The organism is Mesorhizobium sp. NZP2077 (assembly GCF_013170805.1).
GTDB lineage: Bacteria > Pseudomonadota > Alphaproteobacteria > Rhizobiales > Rhizobiaceae > Mesorhizobium.
In genome coordinates, this window is record NZ_CP051293.1 from 3,839,141 (window position 1) to 3,856,256 (window position 17,116).

General features: G+C 58.5%; 13 protein-coding genes, 1 tRNA gene and 2 pseudogenes. 8 read left to right on the forward strand and 8 right to left on the reverse strand.

The genetic code is table 11. The features are described from left to right. Nucleotides 1–124: 124 nt before the first annotated feature. Nucleotides 125–691, reverse strand: a pseudogene (gene istB, locus HGP13_RS19020) (IS21-like element helper ATPase IstB); the annotation flags it as partial. 723 nt (nt 692–1,414) lie between these two features. On the opposite strand from istB, the gene HGP13_RS37590 reads away from it, so the two are divergent. Then, nucleotides 1,415–2,995, forward strand: a complete 1,581-nt coding sequence (locus tag HGP13_RS37590) for a hypothetical protein (RefSeq protein WP_210266311.1) — start codon at nt 1,415–1,417, stop codon at nt 2,993–2,995. Nucleotides 2,996–3,341: 346 nt separating this feature from the next. Continuing rightward, nucleotides 3,342–4,187, forward strand: coding sequence for a PAN domain-containing protein (locus HGP13_RS19030; RefSeq protein ID WP_172228145.1), 846 nt, complete (start codon nt 3,342–3,344; stop codon nt 4,185–4,187). 166 nt (nt 4,188–4,353) lie between these two features. Here the strand turns inward: HGP13_RS19030 and HGP13_RS19035 are convergent, their stop codons facing one another. From HGP13_RS19035 to HGP13_RS19050, 4 genes are read right to left on the reverse strand one after another with little or no spacing between them, the layout of a single operon-like run. Continuing rightward, a complete protein-coding gene (locus HGP13_RS19035; protein WP_348647072.1) occupies nt 4,354–4,638 on the reverse strand; it encodes a hypothetical protein in 285 nt (94 codons plus the stop codon). Beyond that, entirely contained in the window at nt 4,590–6,266 is a 1,677-nt protein-coding gene (locus HGP13_RS19040; protein WP_172228147.1) for an IS66 family transposase, read from the reverse strand. Before HGP13_RS19040 ends, HGP13_RS19035 begins: the two co-directional genes overlap by 49 nt. After that, the gene (tnpB, locus tag HGP13_RS19045; protein ID WP_172228149.1) at nt 6,218–6,682 is read right to left on the reverse strand and encodes an IS66 family insertion sequence element accessory protein TnpB; all 465 of its coding nucleotides are present in this window, start codon (nt 6,680–6,682) and stop codon (nt 6,218–6,220) included. The genes HGP13_RS19040 and tnpB overlap by 49 nt, the downstream gene beginning before the upstream one ends. Continuing rightward, a complete protein-coding gene (locus HGP13_RS19050; RefSeq protein ID WP_172223789.1) occupies nt 6,679–7,032 on the reverse strand; it encodes a transposase in 354 nt (117 codons plus the stop codon). The genes tnpB and HGP13_RS19050 overlap by 4 nt, the downstream gene beginning before the upstream one ends. 212 nt (nt 7,033–7,244) lie before the next feature. On the opposite strand from HGP13_RS19050, the gene HGP13_RS38775 reads away from it, so the two are divergent. The 3 genes from HGP13_RS38775 (at nt 7,245) to HGP13_RS19060 (ending at nt 10,989) form a co-directional block, all read left to right on the forward strand. Continuing rightward, nucleotides 7,245–7,883 (forward strand): adenylate/guanylate cyclase domain-containing protein, encoded by a 639-nt coding sequence (locus HGP13_RS38775; protein ID WP_348647073.1) that lies wholly within the window; start codon nt 7,245–7,247, stop codon nt 7,881–7,883. Continuing rightward, nucleotides 7,862–9,010, forward strand: coding sequence for an adenylate cyclase (locus HGP13_RS19055; RefSeq protein WP_348647074.1), 1,149 nt, complete (start codon nt 7,862–7,864; stop codon nt 9,008–9,010). Before HGP13_RS38775 ends, HGP13_RS19055 begins: the two co-directional genes overlap by 22 nt. 242 nt (nt 9,011–9,252) lie before the next feature. Continuing rightward, nucleotides 9,253–10,989 carry an adenylate/guanylate cyclase domain-containing protein gene (locus HGP13_RS19060; protein WP_172228151.1) on the forward strand — a complete coding sequence of 579 codons (1,737 nt, stop codon included), beginning with the start codon at nt 9,253–9,255 and terminating at the stop codon, nt 10,987–10,989. Nucleotides 10,990–11,662: 673 nt separating this feature from the next. Here HGP13_RS19060 and HGP13_RS19065 read toward each other — a convergent pair. Then, nucleotides 11,663–11,737 (reverse strand) — tRNA-Asn (locus HGP13_RS19065). Nucleotides 11,738–11,958: 221 nt separating this feature from the next. On the opposite strand from HGP13_RS19065, the gene HGP13_RS19070 reads away from it, so the two are divergent. Beyond that, the gene (locus tag HGP13_RS19070) at nt 11,959–12,246 is read left to right on the forward strand and encodes a hypothetical protein (RefSeq protein WP_172228153.1); all 288 of its coding nucleotides are present in this window, start codon (nt 11,959–11,961) and stop codon (nt 12,244–12,246) included. A 96-nt stretch (nt 12,247–12,342) separates the two neighbouring features. On the opposite strand, the gene HGP13_RS19075 is transcribed toward HGP13_RS19070, so the two are convergent. Together HGP13_RS19075 and HGP13_RS19080 are read right to left on the reverse strand one after the other, a co-directional pair. Next, nucleotides 12,343–12,513: a hypothetical protein gene (locus HGP13_RS19075; protein WP_172228155.1), complete on the reverse strand. Its 171-nt coding sequence runs from the start codon at nt 12,511–12,513 to the stop codon at nt 12,343–12,345. 336 nt (nt 12,514–12,849) lie between these two features. Further along, on the reverse strand, nt 12,850–14,172 hold the full coding sequence (locus HGP13_RS19080) for a hypothetical protein (protein WP_172228157.1): 1,323 nt from the start codon (nt 14,170–14,172) through the stop codon (nt 12,850–12,852). Nucleotides 14,173–15,287: 1,115 nt separating this feature from the next. Here HGP13_RS19080 and HGP13_RS19085 point away from each other — a divergent pair. Together HGP13_RS19085 and HGP13_RS19095 are read left to right on the forward strand one after the other, a co-directional pair. After that, nucleotides 15,288–15,611: a PhzF family phenazine biosynthesis protein gene (locus HGP13_RS19085; protein ID WP_172228159.1), complete on the forward strand. Its 324-nt coding sequence runs from the start codon at nt 15,288–15,290 to the stop codon at nt 15,609–15,611. A gap of 643 nt (nt 15,612–16,254) precedes the next feature. After that, nucleotides 16,255–17,092 (forward strand): annotated as a pseudogene (locus HGP13_RS19095) (ATP-dependent DNA ligase). Nucleotides 17,093–17,116 lie beyond the last annotated feature (24 nt).

Below are 17,116 nucleotides of genomic sequence, written 5' to 3' on the forward strand. Positions count from 1 at the left end.
GTGCGGTAGCATCAGTTGGCCCGCGTCATTGGCCCTCACCAGTGGCGTGGGCTTTTCTTGGACTTAGGGTGTTGATTTCCACTGAGAAGTGACCCGGCATTTCCACCGAGAAGTGACCCGCCTGTCATGTGTGTTTCGGTTCGGGGTTTACGGTCAAGGTTCTGGCTTTCTCCTTCGCTTTTTTGGGCTCGTGTGCGGAGCTGTTTTTGAATCGGAAGCTATCGTTTCCGGTTTCCAGGATGTGGCAATGATGGGTCAGCCGGTCGAGTAGCGCGGTTGTCATCTTGGCATCGCCGAAGACGCTGGCCCATTCGCTGAAGCTGAGGTTGGTGGTGATAATGACGCTTGTGCGTTCGTATAGCTTGCTCAGCAGATGGAAGAGCAATGCTCCACCTGATGCACTGAACGGCAGATAGCCAAGTTCGTCCAGGACGACGAGATCAGAATGCACGAGGCGATTGGCGATCTGGCCGGACCTTCCCTGTGCCTTCTCCTGTTCCAGCGCATTGACCAACTCGACAGTCGAGAAGAAGCGAACCCGTTTGTGATGATGCTCGATGGCCTGCACGCCGAGAGCGGTCGCAATATGGGTTTTGCCTGTTCCAGGGCCGCCGACGAGCACGATGTTGTTGGCTTCGTCGACGAACTCGCAACGATGAAGTTGCCGCACCAGTGCCTCGTTTACCTCGCTGCTGGCGAGCGGCCGCACCTCGTTTTGATGGCGTCCATTCTTCGACACCGTCGATGAGGGGCAGGATTGACGCGACCATGACCACTGTCCGTCCGGCAAAGCGGCGGAAGTCGAGCTGACCTTCAGACTCAAGTCGGTAGAGACTTGTCGTGGACACGCCCAAGAGGTCAGCGGCAAGCGTAAGCGGGAGCCATGGCCGCTCCCGCCAGGGGATTTCGTCTGTCGAGCTACGAAGGGATTTGGTCGAGCGCGACGCATGCGTCGCTTGCGCTTGAACGGACATCGTGGGCCTTTCCAGTTACCGCAAAGGCGCTACTCAGGGTACTTCAGGCCATCCAGCCAATCCGTTTCTCTGTTTCGATCCTGACGATATAATCATTCGAACCTATAGTCAAATATAAATTGTTCGTGGCGTATCTGTATTGTTATTCTGCTCTATTCTGATGTCTCTCGCTCGAAATTCTATTCTGTTTGTCGTTTTCCCATACGCCACTGAGATCCTTCGTTTATCGACGCGCGGATCCATCAGCCTCGCCGCCCCCAAATGAAATCAAACTGCCGGCCGATATAGACGCCACGAAAATCGGTTCGGTCTTAACTACGACCCGGGATATTTGCCGGTTATCGACCCAGAACAGTTGCGGACATAGTTACTTTTCGGTGTAATGCCATCAGATCCGTCGTGTGGGTTTGGCGGATCGGGGGCGTAATATGCAAACAACGATGAGCCAAAAGCTCGCGACCTATGGGCAATGGACCTATAGGGGGGCATGGGCGCTTGAGCTCGCAGCGGCGACTATCGGTCTTATGACTGGTGTGGCTCTTGGCTATCAAGCTTTCGCGGCGAGCGAGTCGGTCACTGCGATGGACCTGACTCTTGCAAGCGCACCATTTCTGATGGTCGCCATTGCGGAACTCACCAAGATCCCAATTGCAACTCTGCTTTTCAGCGTGTCTTGGGTTTGGAAGCCCATAGTGCTCGTCTTCCTATTAATCCTCGCAGGTATCACGTTCGAGACCGTTTTCATGGGAATGGAGCGTGCTGGCGCCCTTCGTCAGCTTCGCTACGAAGATTTGGTGAACAAGATTGACGCGCTTGAACAGGAGGCTTCGAAACTTGCCTCGGTAGATGAACTCGGTAGGAAAGCCGATCAGGTTGACCAGGCTCGCGCCGAATTTGAGGAGATGACCGCCCTTGCCGAAAAGTCCCGTGCTGGCTTCCAGGCACAAATTGCAGAGGTGGACGCTGAACAGCAGGGGGCAACAGCTCTAACTCCAGAGGCATCTCGTGTTCGAGACCAGATCGAAGAAAAGAACACGGTTCGATCTTCTCTGATTGAGCAGCGCGATGCTGAGATAAGAGACGCCGTCACCCAATTTGAAGGCCAGCGTGACAGCTTCGTCCAGCGCATCAAGATGGCGCGAGACTCAGGCGACAGCGATTCAGCTCGTAAGTTGGAGGATGAGGTCGCCAAGCTGGCAAATCCGAGGTCCAAAATCGGCGCCAAGTTCGACGCTCAAATAGATCCGCTGGATCAGGAAATAGCGTCACTTCGATCGGATTTTGATCGACAACGCGCAAGCAGTCCGCCGATGACTGCCGACCAGCGGCAAAAGCTTACAGATCGGCGATCGAATCTCGAGCAGATACGCGATGCAGACGCCGCTAGTTGGCAGAAACGACTCGACGAGGCGGGCAAAAGGCTAGCCGAGGCCCAAGGCGCTGAAGCCAACAAAGCGACCGTGGCCGCGCAAAATCAGGTTAGGCAGGATCAAATAGCCAAGGAACTCGCGGCCCTCGAGAAGGAGCGGATTCCAATGGCGCGCACCGACCAGGTCAGGCGCATCGCGGCAAGATGGTACGGTGCAAGGCCAGAGCAGGTGACTCCCGAACAGGCGGGCGTGATCTCAGTCATTTGGTTCAGTTCGCTTGCCGTGATCGCGGCGCTCGCCGGGCCGATCACAGCGATGGTGGCGCTCGCTCTTCAACGAATAGCCGCTCGCGGCGAAGTTCAGTCCCATAGCCGACTGTCGTCGCTCATTCGCCGCATGCTCTTGAGTTGGCGGTGGCGCCGCATTCGCACGATCGAGGTGCCGGTCGAGAAGGTCGTCGAGAAGGAAGTCGAGAAGCGCGTCGAGGTCCCCGTCGAGATTGAAAAGGTCGTCAAAGAGATACTCTATGTTCCGCTGTTTACCGATGATCCGGAGGTGCTTCGAACGGCTCTGAATAAGGAGCTGCCGCCAGATGTAGCCGATCTGGTGAGGTTATCGATGAAGGGGCAGGGCAATGCTCGTCCGACATAACACCGCCCTTCTCGAGCAGGCCGTAGGTCTAATCGTAAAGCGGTCTGCCATACCGACACTACAGGCCGAGGCCGCGGCTCAGGAGAAAATCTCTAGAGCGGCTGCATTGCGTCGGATTGCGACCGGAGGTGCAATTGCTGTAGCCGCAGTCGGGATCGGCTTGGGCTTGAAGCTTGGCCTTTGGGACACTCGCCCCACAATCCCAGAACCGAACATTCCTCGCGTAGAAGTGCCCGCTCAGCCGGCAGAAACCAAAGCAGATAAGCCGTCCATCCCACTGCCTACTCCACGGCCCACGCAAGTGCCGACCCCGCCAATGCCTACAAAGGACCCTGACGTCGTCACCGTGGACTTCACAAAGTTCGCGACGAAGACGATCGACTTCCAGGGAGAAAAATGGGAATTGGTTTCAGGCCATCACTTCAAGGACGAGAAGGATAGCTCCTGGGACACTGCGTGGTGCTACTCGCATCGGATGGTCAATGGCGTCGACGTAAACGTTCAACTGGCAAATAGGGTGGGTCCAGAAACACAGCCTGTCTCACCCATATCTGCACGCGAGACCTTGGCACAGGTCGGCTTAACAGATGCCACGGCAATTCAGCTTGCAACGAATTGTGCGTGGCTCGATGGCCGTACTTTTGCAGCCTCGGATTTTGCCACCGATCCTCATCGGGAAGTGGGCGCCGTATCCACGCAGCCCCCGGTGATGACCACAGCGACCGATTCTGACACCGGCTTTGTCGTCGTATCGGGATGGGACGCGATTGGAAATGATCTACCCAACATGCCTATCCGTGGCGTCACTGCCGAGCAGTGCCAGAGCGCTTGCGATCGCGATTTTACGTGTTTGGCGGTTACATATAATACCAAATACCAGGCCTGCTTCATGAAAGGGGACGCTTCCGTCCTTGTGAAGAGCGAAGAATCTGTGATGGCGGCGAAGAAAGTTGTCGAAAGCAATCTGCACTACTCGAACCTTGTATTCGCAAAGAACACCGAGGTTTCTGGCGCCCCCTATTGGACAGGACAACTCAGGTATCCAGACTGCATATTACAATGCGCGAATGAAAATTCGTGTATGGGCTTTAATTTCCGCAGCAAGGAAATGTCGTGCACGCTATTCAAAAGCGTCACTCAATCAGTCGACAACGTGGCTGTGGCCTCAGGAATTAAGAGCGTCGGGAATTAGCCTTGCTCCGTCCGGCTGCAATGCTGCCAGCCTGAAACGCGCCTGATGTCGGCCCTAGAGATTTTTGCTTAGCAGCTGCCTGAAAGCAGTCGCGGCGTACCCGTCCGGTGAAGACCGCAGACGTGCGTATCCGGCGGCTTGAGCACCTGAGCACCGTGGTGCTGGGTCAAGCTTTCGATGGGGAGACGCGATGATATTCTTCGAGGAGGAGTTTGACTTCCTCGATGCCTTCATCGGTGAAGGCCAAGATCCCGTCGTCATCGTTGGCGCCGTACACCCAGATGACGCCGTCCTCGGGCTCGAGACCGAGGGTCAGGTCCTGGATGAGCGCTTCGCTGACTCCGAGGTCCCTGGCGACACGTTCGACGGTGTAGACGTGATGCACCTTATTGCGCTGCATGATCAGGCCGCCGCTGGTTGGGTCCGCAATTTTGCAGATCTCCAATTCCATGGCAGCAAATCATCGATCCGCTGTGCTGGGTGGGCTGCGATGCGCGCCAGGATATCGGCGAGCCAGGCCTGAGGGTCGACGTCATTCAACTTGGCGCTGACGATCAGGCTGTAGAGAACGGCAGCGCGCTGTCCGCCGCGATCGGAACCGCAGAACAGCCAGGACTTTCTGCCGAGAGCGATGCCGCGCAGGGCTCGCTCGGCTGCATTGTTGGATAGGCAAATCCGCCCATCGTCGAGGAACCGGGTGAAGGACGACCAGCGACGCAGCATGTAGTTGAAGGCCTTGGTCAGATCGTGTCCGCGCGAGAGCTTGTCGCGCGTCTCGATCATCCAGCGCTCGAGCTCGGTGACCAGCGGCGCGCTCCGCTCTTTGCGCACGGCGTGGCGTTGGCCTGGCGACAGGCCGTTGATCGCGCGCTCGATATCGAACAGGGCATCGATGCGCTTCACGGCTTCAACCGCTAGCGGATAGACCAGGTTGGGCTTCTCGCCGTGCGCCTTCTTGCGCGCCGCCGCTTCGATATCGGCCAGCTCGAACACTTTGCGCCGGCTGTGGGCCCAGCAGCTGGCTTCCAGAATAGGCGCCGGCTGACGGCCCGTCGCATAGAGATCACCATAACCGCCATAGGCGTCGGCCTGCAGAATGCCGCTCCAGCCGGCGAGATGCGCCTCGGGATGTTCGCCTCGGCGATCGCGGGAATAGTAGAACACCACCGCCGGCGGATCGGCACCGCCGAACGGCCGGTCATCGCGCACATAGGTCCATAATCGGCCGGTATCGGTCTTGCCCTTGGCCAGGACCGGCACCGTCGTGTCGTCGCCGTGCAGACGTGAAGCGGCCAGCACATGGGCTTCGAGCCGCTTGAACAGCGGCATCAGCACCGCGGCGCCGGCGCCGACCTGGTCGGCGAGCGTCGACAGGCTGAGCGGCACGCCTTCGCGGGCATAGCGTTCAGCCTGGCGGTTGAGCGGCTGATGCTGGCCGAACTTCTCGAACAGGATCATCGCCAGCAGGCCGGGGCCAGCCCAGCCGCGCGGGGTGGGGTGGAACGGCGCCGGTGCCTGGCTGATCGCCTCACAGTCGCGGCAGGTGAACTTCTCCCGCACGTGCTGGATCACCTTCCATTGTCGCGGCACCACCTCCAGCGTCTCGGTGATATCCTCACCCAGCCTGCGCAGCCGATGACCGCCGCAGCAGTGGCAAGCGGTCGGCGCCGGCTCAACCACGCGTTCGCGCGGCAGATGCTCTGGAAATGGCTGGCGCGCCGGTCGTTTGCGCACATAAGGTGCCACCTCAGTGGTCCGGGCCGCCGCCTGTTCGGCGGCGATCTCGTCTTCCGTCGCCGTGCTCTCGAGTTCCTCGAAGGTGAGCTCCATCTGGTCGTGCAGGCGGGCTGAGCGTTCAGAACTCTGACCATGCAGCGCCCGCTGCAACTTGCGGATCGTCAGACCCTGATGTGCGATCAGCGCCGCATCATCCGATGCCTTGGCCCTGGCGACCGCCAGTTCGGCCTCGATCAGCGTAGCGCGCGCGGTCTCGTCTTCGGCTCTGGCCAGCGCCGCGGTCAGCGCTGCTCTCAGCGCACCGATATCGTCCGGAACAGCATCCAGGGCGGTGGCAACCATGTCCTGGAGTGAATCATAAAACGCGTCCGCTGACTCGCGGAAAATGGCGCAAACTCAAAGAAAAAACTCAGCCCGCGCGCTGGGGGGCGGAACGTGTGGCGCGGGTTGCGCCAATCGATCCCGTCGAGCATGTAGGCGAGCTGCGCCGGTGATATGGAAACCGTGCCGTCCGCCGGCGACGGCCATAGGAACCGGCCCTTTTCGAGCCGTTTTGCATACAGCGACATGCCGAGCCCATCATGCCAGATAATCTTGATCAGATTGCCGCTGCGGCCTCGGAAGACATAAAGATCCCCGGCATGCGGATCCCGGCCCAACGTCTCCTGGACCTGCAGAGCGAGGCCTTGCATTCCGCGACGCATATCGGTCCGGCCGACCGCCAACCAGATCCGCACCTGGCTCGGAACCGGGATCATGAAACGCCCAGCGCCTTCACCATCGCCGCCGCGAGTGTCGGCGGTGTGGTCAGCGGAATCCGCAGCCGCACCTTGCCGGCGATCTCCAGCTCGATCACCGCTGGGGCCGCCGCCGGCACCGAAGCGGCGACAGGCTCATCGGGAACCACGACAACTTCCGCAAAGCCTGTCTCGCGGGCTCTCAGCGTTCGGCGCCACTTATAGATCAGGCTGGTCGCGACATCGTACTGACGCGCTACCGCTGCCACCGTGGCCCCGGGCGCGAATGCCGCGGCCAGTATCCGGAACTGATCCTCTTCACGCCAACGACGACGACGCTCCGGTCCGGTCAATAACGTCACATGGCTCATGCTGTGCTGCTAACTTCGCTCGTAAGGACGACCTTAAGAGCGCAGCCTCGCTACCGTGCCATGCTCGCGCAAGGCGGCCTTCGCCGGAGGCGTACGTCGCGGCTAGCGACAGGCTGGACGTCTTGATTGCGTGTGGGACCACCCGACCAATAGCTCGGAGCTATCTTCCTTTGGCTCACCAGTAGTGCCAGACTGGACGGAGGGAGCACGACATGAATGAGACCCGCAAAATAGCGGCGATCCTGGTGTCGGATGTGGTCGGCTACAGCCGGCTGGCCGGAGCGGATGAGGATCGCATCTTGGCACGACTGCGGGCGCTGCGCAGCGATCTCATCGATCCAACCATCGCCGTTCATCGTGGTCGCGTCGTCAAGCGCACTGGGGACGGGAGCCTTGTCGAGTTCAGCAGCGTTGTGGAAGCAGTGCGCTGTGCAATCGAAGTGCAGAACGCGATGCTTGAGCGCAATGCCGGAGTGCCGGAGGATCGCCGCATTGAGTTCAGGATCGGCATTCACCTGGGCGACGTCTTGCAAGAGCGCGATGGCGACCTGATGGGCGACGGCGTCAATATCGCCGCCCGCCTAGAAGGCATATGCGAACCAGGCAACATCTGTCTCTCCGAGCAAGCCTATTGGCAGGTTAAGTCAAGGCTCGACATCGCGATCAACGATCGCGGTGCGGTTCAGCTCAAGAATATCGCTGACCCGGTCCGGGTTTATTCGCTACAGGTCGGCATTCCCGCGAAGGCCAGACCCGCGGCATCGGCGGCGGCCCTCTGCTGGAGAAGCTTTCGCAGCCGTTCGCGCTGCCCGACAAGCCCTCTATTGCCGTGCTGCCCTTCGTCAATATGAGTGGCGATGCCGAACAGGAATTTTTCACCGACGGGCTGACGGAGGACATCATCACCGATCTGTCGAATGTGTCCGGTTTCTTCGTCATCGCCCGCAACTCCACCTTCGCTTACAAGGGCAAGCCCACCGACGTCCGTCACATAGCTCGCGATCTGGGCGTCAAATATGTTCTCGAGGGCAGCGCTCGACGATCCAACAAACGGTTGCGTGTCAATGTGCAGCTTATCAATGCGGCGGAAGGCGGCAATCACGTATGGGCCGAGCGCTTCGACCGCGAAATCGCCGACATCTTTGAAGTTCAGGACGAGGTCACGCGACGCGTTGTTGAAGCGATTTCTGGCAAGCTTGGTATCAAGAATATTGTTGTCCATTCCCGACCGTCAAATCTCGAAGCCTATGATCTTTGTGTTAGGTCGCGAGGCAAATGGAATATTTCGGGATCAGACACCACTGAGGCGTGTGCTGACTTGGAACGTGCCGTTCAGATCGATCCTAACTACTGCGAGGGGCACAGCAATCTTGCCATCTCACTGTTATTCAGTTGGTTTATTTGGGGAGGCCCACAGATACCTCGTCGCGCAGAGGCTCTAATGCACGCGCAACGAGCGGTAGAAATAGATCCCAGCGACTCTCACGCTCGCATGGCTCTGGGCTGCGTCCATCTCCACGAGCGGAATTGGGATGAAGCGAATTTTCAGTTCGATGCTGCCATTAGGCAAAATCCCAACAATGCAGATGCAGTAGCATGGAGCGGTGAGCTTCAGACCTATTTGGGCGAACCGCAAGCAGCGCTGAAGGCGTGCGCAGAGGCGCTGCGCTTAAATCCTCGCGCTCCCGGTTGGTATTTCTGGATTATTGGAGCGGCTCAGATATCCGCCGGTTACTATGAAGAAGCTATAATATCCTTAAGCCGGGAAGAAACCTACGGGACCGGTTCGAGGGAGCACCTGGTTCCCGCGCTTGCCCTTGCCGGTCGCGTCCCTGAGGCACAGGAGGAGGCACGGATATTTCTTGCAGGAAATCCAAGTTGGAGGTTTGCTGATTTCGCAGCGAACTCGCCTTTCAAGAGCCCGAGCACCGCGCAGCCGTTTATTGATGGCTGGCGTCTGGCAGGCCTGCCGGACTAGGCGGTATGGAAAGGGAGCCGTTTTCCAAGGACATGGCAGCCACTGAGTTAGTTACGCATATTTTGCAGCTCCAGTTTGGGAGCTTGAACTACGCCCGGGGGCCGACACCTTCAGGATTACGCCTAACCGGACATATCAGAGACGTGGCAAAACCGACGTGAATGGACCCCGAGCGCGAAATCAGGCGAATCGACTCCTGCTCGGGATGCAAATACAATTTGCCGCATTGAGAGCACCCTGCGATGTCCGAAGAGCGCGTTCAACGCCGCCTTGCTGCCATTCTGGCCATCGACGTGGTTGGCTATAGCCGTCTCACGGAACGCGACGAAGTAGGTACGTTGGCTACGCTCAAATCTCGGCGTCGGGAGATCCTTCAGCCAATGATCTCCAAACATCAGGGTCGCATCATAAAACTGATCGGGGATGGCGCGCTAATAGAGTTCGGAAGCGCAGTCAACGCCGTAGACTGCGCTGTCGAACTGCAGAAAGCTATGGACATCGCGAATGCAGATGTGGCCGGAGACCGACGCATTGTATTGCGTGCTGGAATTAATCTTGGCGATGTGATGGTGGAGGGCGGCGATCTCTACGGGGACGGAGTCAACGTCGCGGCTCGGCTCGAGACTCTTTCGGAGCCCGGGGGATTGTGCATCTCGGGAAGTGTCTTCGAGCAGATCAACGGCAAGCTCCCACATTCATTCGTTTCGTTGGGCCCGCAGTCTCTCAAAAACATCGATCGACCTATCCAAACCTATCGGCTCGCGGGAAAGGATGGAGCCGCGGCGGTAGTCTCCGCCGTTGAACTTTCTCTTCCCGACAAGCCGTCAATAGTCGTCCTCCCATTTGTGAATATGAGTGCTGACGCCGAGCAGGCATATTTCGTCGATGGATTGACGGAGGACCTGATTACAGACCTCTCCAAAGTGCCCGAGCTTTTCGTCATCGCCCGGAACTCATCCTTTGCCTATAAGGGTAGATCGACAGATACCCGCCAGATTGCTCGCGAACTAGGCGTGAAATATGTGTTGGAGGGTAGCGCCCGACGGGTGGCGGACCGCGTGCGGATCAATGCCCAGCTCATCGATGCACCCGCCGGTGGGCACATCTGGGCGGATCGCTTCGACCGGGACCTTGCCGATATCTTCGCGGCGCAAGATGAAGTCGTCGGCAAGATTGTGGAGGCGCTCGCCGGCAAGTTGGCCGCGGCAAACCTGAAGGAGCGCTATAGGCCAACGAACCTGAAGGCCCATGATCTCTATATACGGGGGCGGGCTGAATGGGCGCACTCCACGGAGGCGGGCGTTGCGGCCATACCCTTGTTCGAGCGGGCCATCGCGCTCGATCCAAACTACGCGGATGCCTATCGCTGGTTGGCGATGAGTCAGTGCGAGGCCTGGGTCTTTAGGAACCATCCGATGATCCCCCTTCGTCAACAGTCTATGGCGTCGGCAAGAAAGGCGATTGAACTCGATCCCGAAAATTCTGGCACGCATTGGGTGCTCGCGTTCATACTCCTCGTCGAGCGCCAATGGGATGAGTCTGCCAAAGAGTTCGAGATTTCGCTCCGCCTCAATCCGAACGATGCCGATGCTTGGGCAAACTTCGGGAATCTGAAGATCTATGAAGGTCGCGGAATAGAGGCCATCGCCTGCATCGAGAAGGCATTGCGCCTGAACCCGCGCCCGCCGTTCTGGTATTTCTGGTTACTTGGAGGTGCCCAATCCGCGGCCGGCAAGTATGAGGAAGCAGTGAAGACTCTGAGGAATGACGCAACATATCGGACCGAATCCAGGGTTAAATTGGCGTCGATCCTGGCGCGGCTCGGCCGGTTAGAAGAAGCGCGTGAAGAGGCCCAGCTTTATCTGGCAGCAAACCCCCATTTCAGGATTAGCCATTGGGTTGAATCCCAGCCCTATCGCGACCTGGCCTTGCGAGACATGTACCTCGAAGACCTTCGTAAGGCTGGCTTTCCGGAATGACCAACTTTTTACTCGACGGAGCCACCATGGTGGAGTCGGCTTGGGCCCTTCTGCCACGAGGCAGCGGCAGCCGGTCATGACCGCTTTCGTCTCGGAAGCAGATATTCGTGCATGATCTAACCATGCGCGTTTATGAATTCACGCCATAGCGCAAGGTCGGTTTCTGTCCCGTTATCCCGAAAGGGGAGGGTCCGCTCCCGACCCCATTGTGGTCATTCGAGAACTGGCGGCCACTGCCAACTGTTTGCGCCTTCAGAAACACCCCGACCCTGGCCGTCTTCGGAATTCAGGCGATCTCAGGTTAGCCAACGCGCACCGTTTGACGATGCTGTGCTGCAGGAGGCGACACCGAATCGGTCAGAAGAAGGCCGCGCGCAAGTCGCAGCCGGTCGCTGTTCAAACAACGATTTCGACAACGAAAAGCCGCCGATGACAGCGCTCACTCGAAAATAGCAATAATTTCAGCTAGTTAGCTGGTACGCCCAAGGGGAATCGAACCCCTGTTACCGCCGTGAAAGGGCGTTGGACGATAGTGAAGTTCGTCCAAGGCCTTCCGTCATGCTGAACGCGGCGATCATCAGAACAGGCCCATAGCGAAACCAGATTCTGTAGATATGCTGTAGATCAGCCGTTTTCCGGAGCTTGTTAGGATCGACCAAGTCGTTGAAAATATTGGCTCCCCGGGCCGGATTCGAACCAGCGACCAACCGGTTAACAGCCGGTTGCTCTACCACTGAGCTACCGGGGAACGGAGGCTCTTTGAGCAAGTGGCGCAGCCTATAGCAAACACCTTTCGGCTTTGCAAAGAAGCATTTCGCTTTTTTCCGAGAGTTTTTCGCTCAGGCGTTTTCTCGCAACCGGCGGCGTCCGCCCTCATATTAGCCGTCTTGGCGATGGCCGCGGAACCGAAAGGTCGGTCGCGGCTTGCGTAAACAGGCATTTTCGAGCACGAGACGGACAGCCATTGGCATGACGGAAGCAGACGAAAACCGGATACCTGCCCGAAAGCTCTCGATATTCGGGCGCGAGTTCACCATGCCGCAGTCGCGTGGCCTCAGAATCGCGATCGGCATTCTTTTGACCATCGGCGGTATTCTCGGCTTTCTGCCGATTCTCGGCTTCTGGATGGTGCCGATCGGACTGTTGGTGCTGTCCTATGAATTCGCCATGGTGCGCCGCCACCGGCGCCGCTTCGTCGTCTGGTGGGAGCGGCGGCGACGGCCAGATGGAACGACTGGCACCAAGCCGCGCCTTTGACCTCGCCATCCTTACGCCGCGTTATGCCCTTGTTCGGGTTTCGGATTTTCGCGAATCGGCCTTTGGGTTAGAACTTCTCCTGAGATTCTCGCGGATTTACTTGAGAACGGCGGCAGCCGAAGCAAGGCGCGCGCGGTCGCGCGGCGAAAGCCTGGCGGTGCCGTCTATGGCGAGGCAATCGATGGCATGGCGCAGCAACGCCTCGCATCCCGATCGCGACAGGCCGTCCCAGGCATCCGTTCCATCGTTCGGCCTTGCCGGTCGCATGGCGCAGTCCTCCTCGTTTCTCAACGGTGGCCGGGGCGTGGAGTTTCTCCTGACCTCCTGCTATCCTTAACGATCTGCTAATGTGCGTCACGACCGCTGTGGCCGCGACGCTCGATGCGTAGGATGGGATTCATCCAGAGGAAACCGCGCGGAATGCGTGGTGGCCGCTTGACGCCATTTTCGCCGCAACCTATTGGAACCGGGTGGAACGCCGGGAGCAACGAGGCCTCGTGGCGGAGTGGTTACGCAGAGGACTGCAAATCCGGCGCAGGATCGTCGATCATGTCAAACCCTAGCAGAATCAAGGCGTGTTCTGAATCGCTAGGATTCATTCGCCTATTTTCGGGGCTTTTTCGGCTTTGATTCTGAAGGACTTTCTTCGTTTTCAGAAATCCCGAAGCGCCTCTTGGTGGCAGTCAGCACGCGCTTTTCGGTCTCCTTGGCGTATAGTCGATACGCACTCGAGCGATGGGTCGAGAGGGCCTTTCCTTGCCCTTCTGTCAGCTCTGATTCTTCCAACTCAGTCATGCCGCCATGGCGCGCCTTGTCGATCGTGAATTCCGGCATGCCCAACTGGTCTGCCATTTCCCTGACTTCCTGGGAGAGCAGCGTTCCGTCTCCGTAAAGTGCTCCGTTGCGTTTCGACACGATCGAAGGGCTCCGCCGCGGCACTCTCGCAAACACCTGTTCGGCTTCATCGTAAAACCGCACCGTCTTCCACTTGTCGTTGAACAAGATCTTGGCTTCCAGAGGGTGATCCACCTCGCCGCCGTTCTTTCTGTGCCGGACCTTGAATTTGTCAGGGGCTGCGGGCGATCGATAGTTGGACCATTCGGCGTACCCGGCCGAAATGCTGCTGGGTCGCATAAGGAACTCGAACGCAAGCACGGCCGCCGCCGCCAGTTCTGGCCGGCCTTTCTCGACCGCTCCCCAGGCGAATTGGTAGACGGGTTTTCGGCCAACGTGGCCTTTCGTCTTTTTCTCTCTCCGCTTCTTGGTCACTCCACTCCACGGATTCGGAACGTCTCGTCGAAAAAGATGCGGGAACAGCGGTTGCATCCGCGCCCAGGCCGTTTCGCAGTAGATGATCACCTTTTCCGCGGTGCGCAGTTTACCCGTGTCACTGAACAGGTGATAGACCGCGATCGCGGTCAGCACTGCAAACTCGCGAACATGGACGTCGCCGTACCTGACACCGCTGGTAAGGCTGCGAAGCATGGAAACCCGCTTGAAGATTTGCAGGTAGTCGGCTCGTGACGGTTCGGCGACGCGTTCGATGAATGCATCGCTCGTCACATAGTAGTCGAGCAGCCATCCAACGGTGCCAAACCTGAAATGCCCTTCTTCGAGAGATCGCACCTCCGGCGCTTGGCGATTGCGGTTCTCCCTCCACTCATTGAGCCGGACCATGCAGGCTTCAGCCGCTATATCCAGTTCATTTTGCGAGAGATTCTCCCCGAGAGTGCACGACCGCCACGGACATCCCGCCTTCTTGTAGACAGTGGGCAGCACCCAGTAGAAGCCTGTCTTGCCCGATTCCAGAACCTTTGGCTGAACATACTTGGGGAGCACGATCTCGTAGCTCACACCCTTGGCGGCGGATCGACGTCGTTTCCGAGGTTGAGTCCCAGCCTGTTGTCCAGATGGCTCTTCAACCATAGCCTCCGTCTCCCTTTCCCGGTTCCTTCATCGACTATGGGATCTGGATATTCGGTGCCGACGCGGGACAGAAACGCCTCCACGGTCCGCTCGCCCACATACCCCGCCGCAATCTCTGGAAGCATCCTTGACGGCCAGCAGCCGGTCGGGATGAAGGACGGTCGAGACATCTCACACACCTCACACGCCACCAATGTCACCCTTACTGGACCAGTCCGGCCGGGTGCCAATGATGCTCCGGCTGGCTTCCGTCTTCCTCCACGCCCTTTTGCACTTCTCAGGTCGCTCTGAAACGCGACGCTACCTCTTCCTGAACACGTGCGCGCGTGAGGCAGGACGATGCGTCCGCGCTTCGTGGACGGGTCGACCGGAGGCCCAGAGTGGTACGTGGGCCGGTAGGACCACGGATGTTGGGCCACTCACCATCTCCGCTCATCTGCGTCTCCTTCGGCCCGCCTCCTCCCCCTCTCGCTCTGATAGGCTAAGAGAATATCTATCATATTTTCTAATTTATCTCAACATGCCTCTGAACCATCCCAGCGTAATGGCGGAGGCCAAATGGCTATTGGCAGGCTATAAATTGAATTTTGTCAACAATATCTCGAATCCTATAGTCATGATATCCTTTGAAGTGACACAGAGGTCTTTTGAAAGGACTCATTGTCGTCGATATGGAATTTTTTGTTCGCAATTCGGACATAATGTAACATGAAAATATTCAACCGTCGGCCAACGAGTTCTAGGATCTCTCGGCCAAAGGCGGCTTGGTAGTCTCATTTGTCGATGTCTGCCCGGTGCGTCTAGACCCGCAAATCGATACGCTTGATCAAGCTCTTGCGAATCCTGAGAACCAGGAAAGGAGAGGCGTCTAGAACCGGAAATTGGCGTGCTTCGGGTTTCGATCCGCAGGGTCGTGGCCGTCTCAACGAATGCCCGAACACCTTCCTCCGCAGGCATGCGCCAGCGCATCATTTGGCCTGCCAGCCGAAAGCGCTCACGCTTCCGATCCGGAGAGCAGTTCCCGTTGCGGCACAAGACGAAGCGGGGATCGCTGCTCCCGACTGCTTTGCATCGTTCATTGTGATGTAGCTCTGCCGAACAGACTGGACCGATGCATGCCAAATTTGCCGTTCTTCACGATCGACGTGTTCACCGGCACTCGCTTCGGCGGCAATCCTCTCGCCGTCGTAATCGGCGGCGATGCGCTGGATGATGGGACGATGCAGGCGATAGCTGCTGAATTCAATCTAAGCGAGACGACCTTTGTCTTGGCGCCTGCCGACCCAAATAATGTCAGCCCGCCGCGTCCGTATCTTCAACCGAACGAGATTCCCGGGATTGTGCGCGTTCAGATCGAGCGCGATGCCAATGGCGCACCGGTCGGCGACGCTATCGATGCCTCCCCAACCGTTGACTATCGGAGAAACGGTTGCACTTGAGTTCATCGCTCGTGCGGCTGCAATTGACGCCGGCTGACGTGGTGACAACGCACCACGCGCCCGTATCAGTCTCAAACGGCAACGCCTTTGTCGTTGCGGAAATTACAGGCGAGGCGCTGTCATGTTGCGATCCCAATCTAGCTGCGTTCCGCGAAGCACTAGATGCCCATCCGCAGTTCGGCAGCCGCTTTCCCGTCCACGTCTATACCAAAGAGGGAAGTACGCTCCGCGCGAGGATGTTTGCGCCACTTTCCGGAACCTGGGAAATCCAGCCACAGGAAGTGCCAACACGCCGCTCGCCTGCTTGCTGTTATCGCTCGAGCCGGGCGCGCAGGAAGCCAGTTTCAAAATCCACAAGGGCGTTGAAATGGGAAGGCCCAGCCTGTTGCATGTCGATGCGCGCCGAACACCGGAGGGGATCGTTGCGACCTTGCGCGGATCATGTGTGGCGGTGTCATGCATGGCGAGATCGAACTATGACCGCGTGATGGATGGCGCTGGCGGGGCTCGCCGGGATGCTTTTTTAGCGACAGCTAACGGAACGGAAACAGCTCTGCGATATTGAATCAAATTCGAGTTGCGGGAAGTTCCGATGCGTAAGCGTGCCGGTGGTGGGGTCCGGTTGTCGTTCATTGCACCTCTGATGCCGACCTTGGTGGAGAAGCCGCCCGAGGGCGACGGATGGATCCACGAAATAAAATTTGACGGCTATCGCTCGCAGATCGTCAGGGACGCCGGACGGCGTGCGCATCTTCACCAGGCGCGGTCTCGACTGGACGTCGAAATACCGCGACCTCGCCATGGCGGCCGGCGAGCTCGAGGTGGAAAGCGCAATCATCGACGGCGAGATCATCGTTCTCAACGATGCTGGCCTGTCGGACTTCAGCGAGTTGCGCAAGGCCATCGCACGGCGCCAGTACGACCTCTATTTCGTCGCCTTTGATCTGCTGCACCTTAACGGCCACGATTTGCGCGACATGCCGCTAGAGGATCGCCGCGAGATCCTGGCCGAGTTGATACCGGAAGGCGGTCGCATCCAGTTCAGCCAGGCTCTGCCGGGCGATGCCAAGGCGATCTTCCATCTGGTCGATCAGGCCGGCCTTGAGGGCATGGTTTCGAAGCGCAAAGACAGTAAATACCGGAGCGGCAACTCGACTGCCTGGCTGAAAACGAAGGCCTACAGCATCGTCGAATATGAACTGCTGGGCGTCGAGCGCGAGCCCGGTAAGCCGGCCTTTGCCCTGATGGCCGAGCGAGGCACTGGCCGCTATATCGGCTCGGCTTTCATAACTTTGAACCGGGAGATGCGCGAACGGCTCTGGCAGCGCGTCCAGCAGCACGCAGGACCGGCGCCAAAGGGCATGAAGCGCCCGGCCACTCAATGGGTCAAGCCTGGGCTTATCGCCACCGTGAAGCACCTGCGCGGCGAGGAAGATTTGCGCCGCGCCTCGCTGCAGGATTTCCGCGAGGAGGGCGGGTAGCCATGTCGATCCGGCGCAAAGCCG

Bases quoted from the DNA above. Each gene is read 5' to 3' on its own strand.
- HGP13_RS37590 (WP_210266311.1), top strand. From the start codon at position 1,415: ATGAGCCAAAAGCTCGCGACCTATGGGCAATGGACCTATAGGGGGGCA.
- HGP13_RS19035 (WP_348647072.1), bottom strand. From the start codon at position 4,638: ATGGAATTGGAGATCTGCAAAATTGCGGACCCAACCAGCGGCGGCCTG.
- HGP13_RS19040 (WP_172228147.1), bottom strand. From the start codon at position 6,266: ATGGTTGCCACCGCCCTGGATGCTGTTCCGGACGATATCGGTGCGCTG.
- tnpB (WP_172228149.1), bottom strand. From the start codon at position 6,682: ATGATCCCGGTTCCGAGCCAGGTGCGGATCTGGTTGGCGGTCGGCCGG.
- HGP13_RS19050 (WP_172223789.1), bottom strand. From the start codon at position 7,032: ATGAGCCATGTGACGTTATTGACCGGACCGGAGCGTCGTCGTCGTTGG.
- HGP13_RS38775 (WP_348647073.1), top strand. From the start codon at position 7,245: ATGAATGAGACCCGCAAAATAGCGGCGATCCTGGTGTCGGATGTGGTC.
- HGP13_RS19060 (WP_172228151.1), top strand. From the start codon at position 9,253: ATGTCCGAAGAGCGCGTTCAACGCCGCCTTGCTGCCATTCTGGCCATC.
- HGP13_RS19070 (WP_172228153.1), top strand. From the start codon at position 11,959: ATGACGGAAGCAGACGAAAACCGGATACCTGCCCGAAAGCTCTCGATA.
- HGP13_RS19075 (WP_172228155.1), bottom strand. From the start codon at position 12,513: ATGCGACCGGCAAGGCCGAACGATGGAACGGATGCCTGGGACGGCCTG.
- HGP13_RS19080 (WP_172228157.1), bottom strand. From the start codon at position 14,172: ATGGTTGAAGAGCCATCTGGACAACAGGCTGGGACTCAACCTCGGAAA.
- HGP13_RS19085 (WP_172228159.1), top strand. From the start codon at position 15,288: ATGCCAAATTTGCCGTTCTTCACGATCGACGTGTTCACCGGCACTCGC.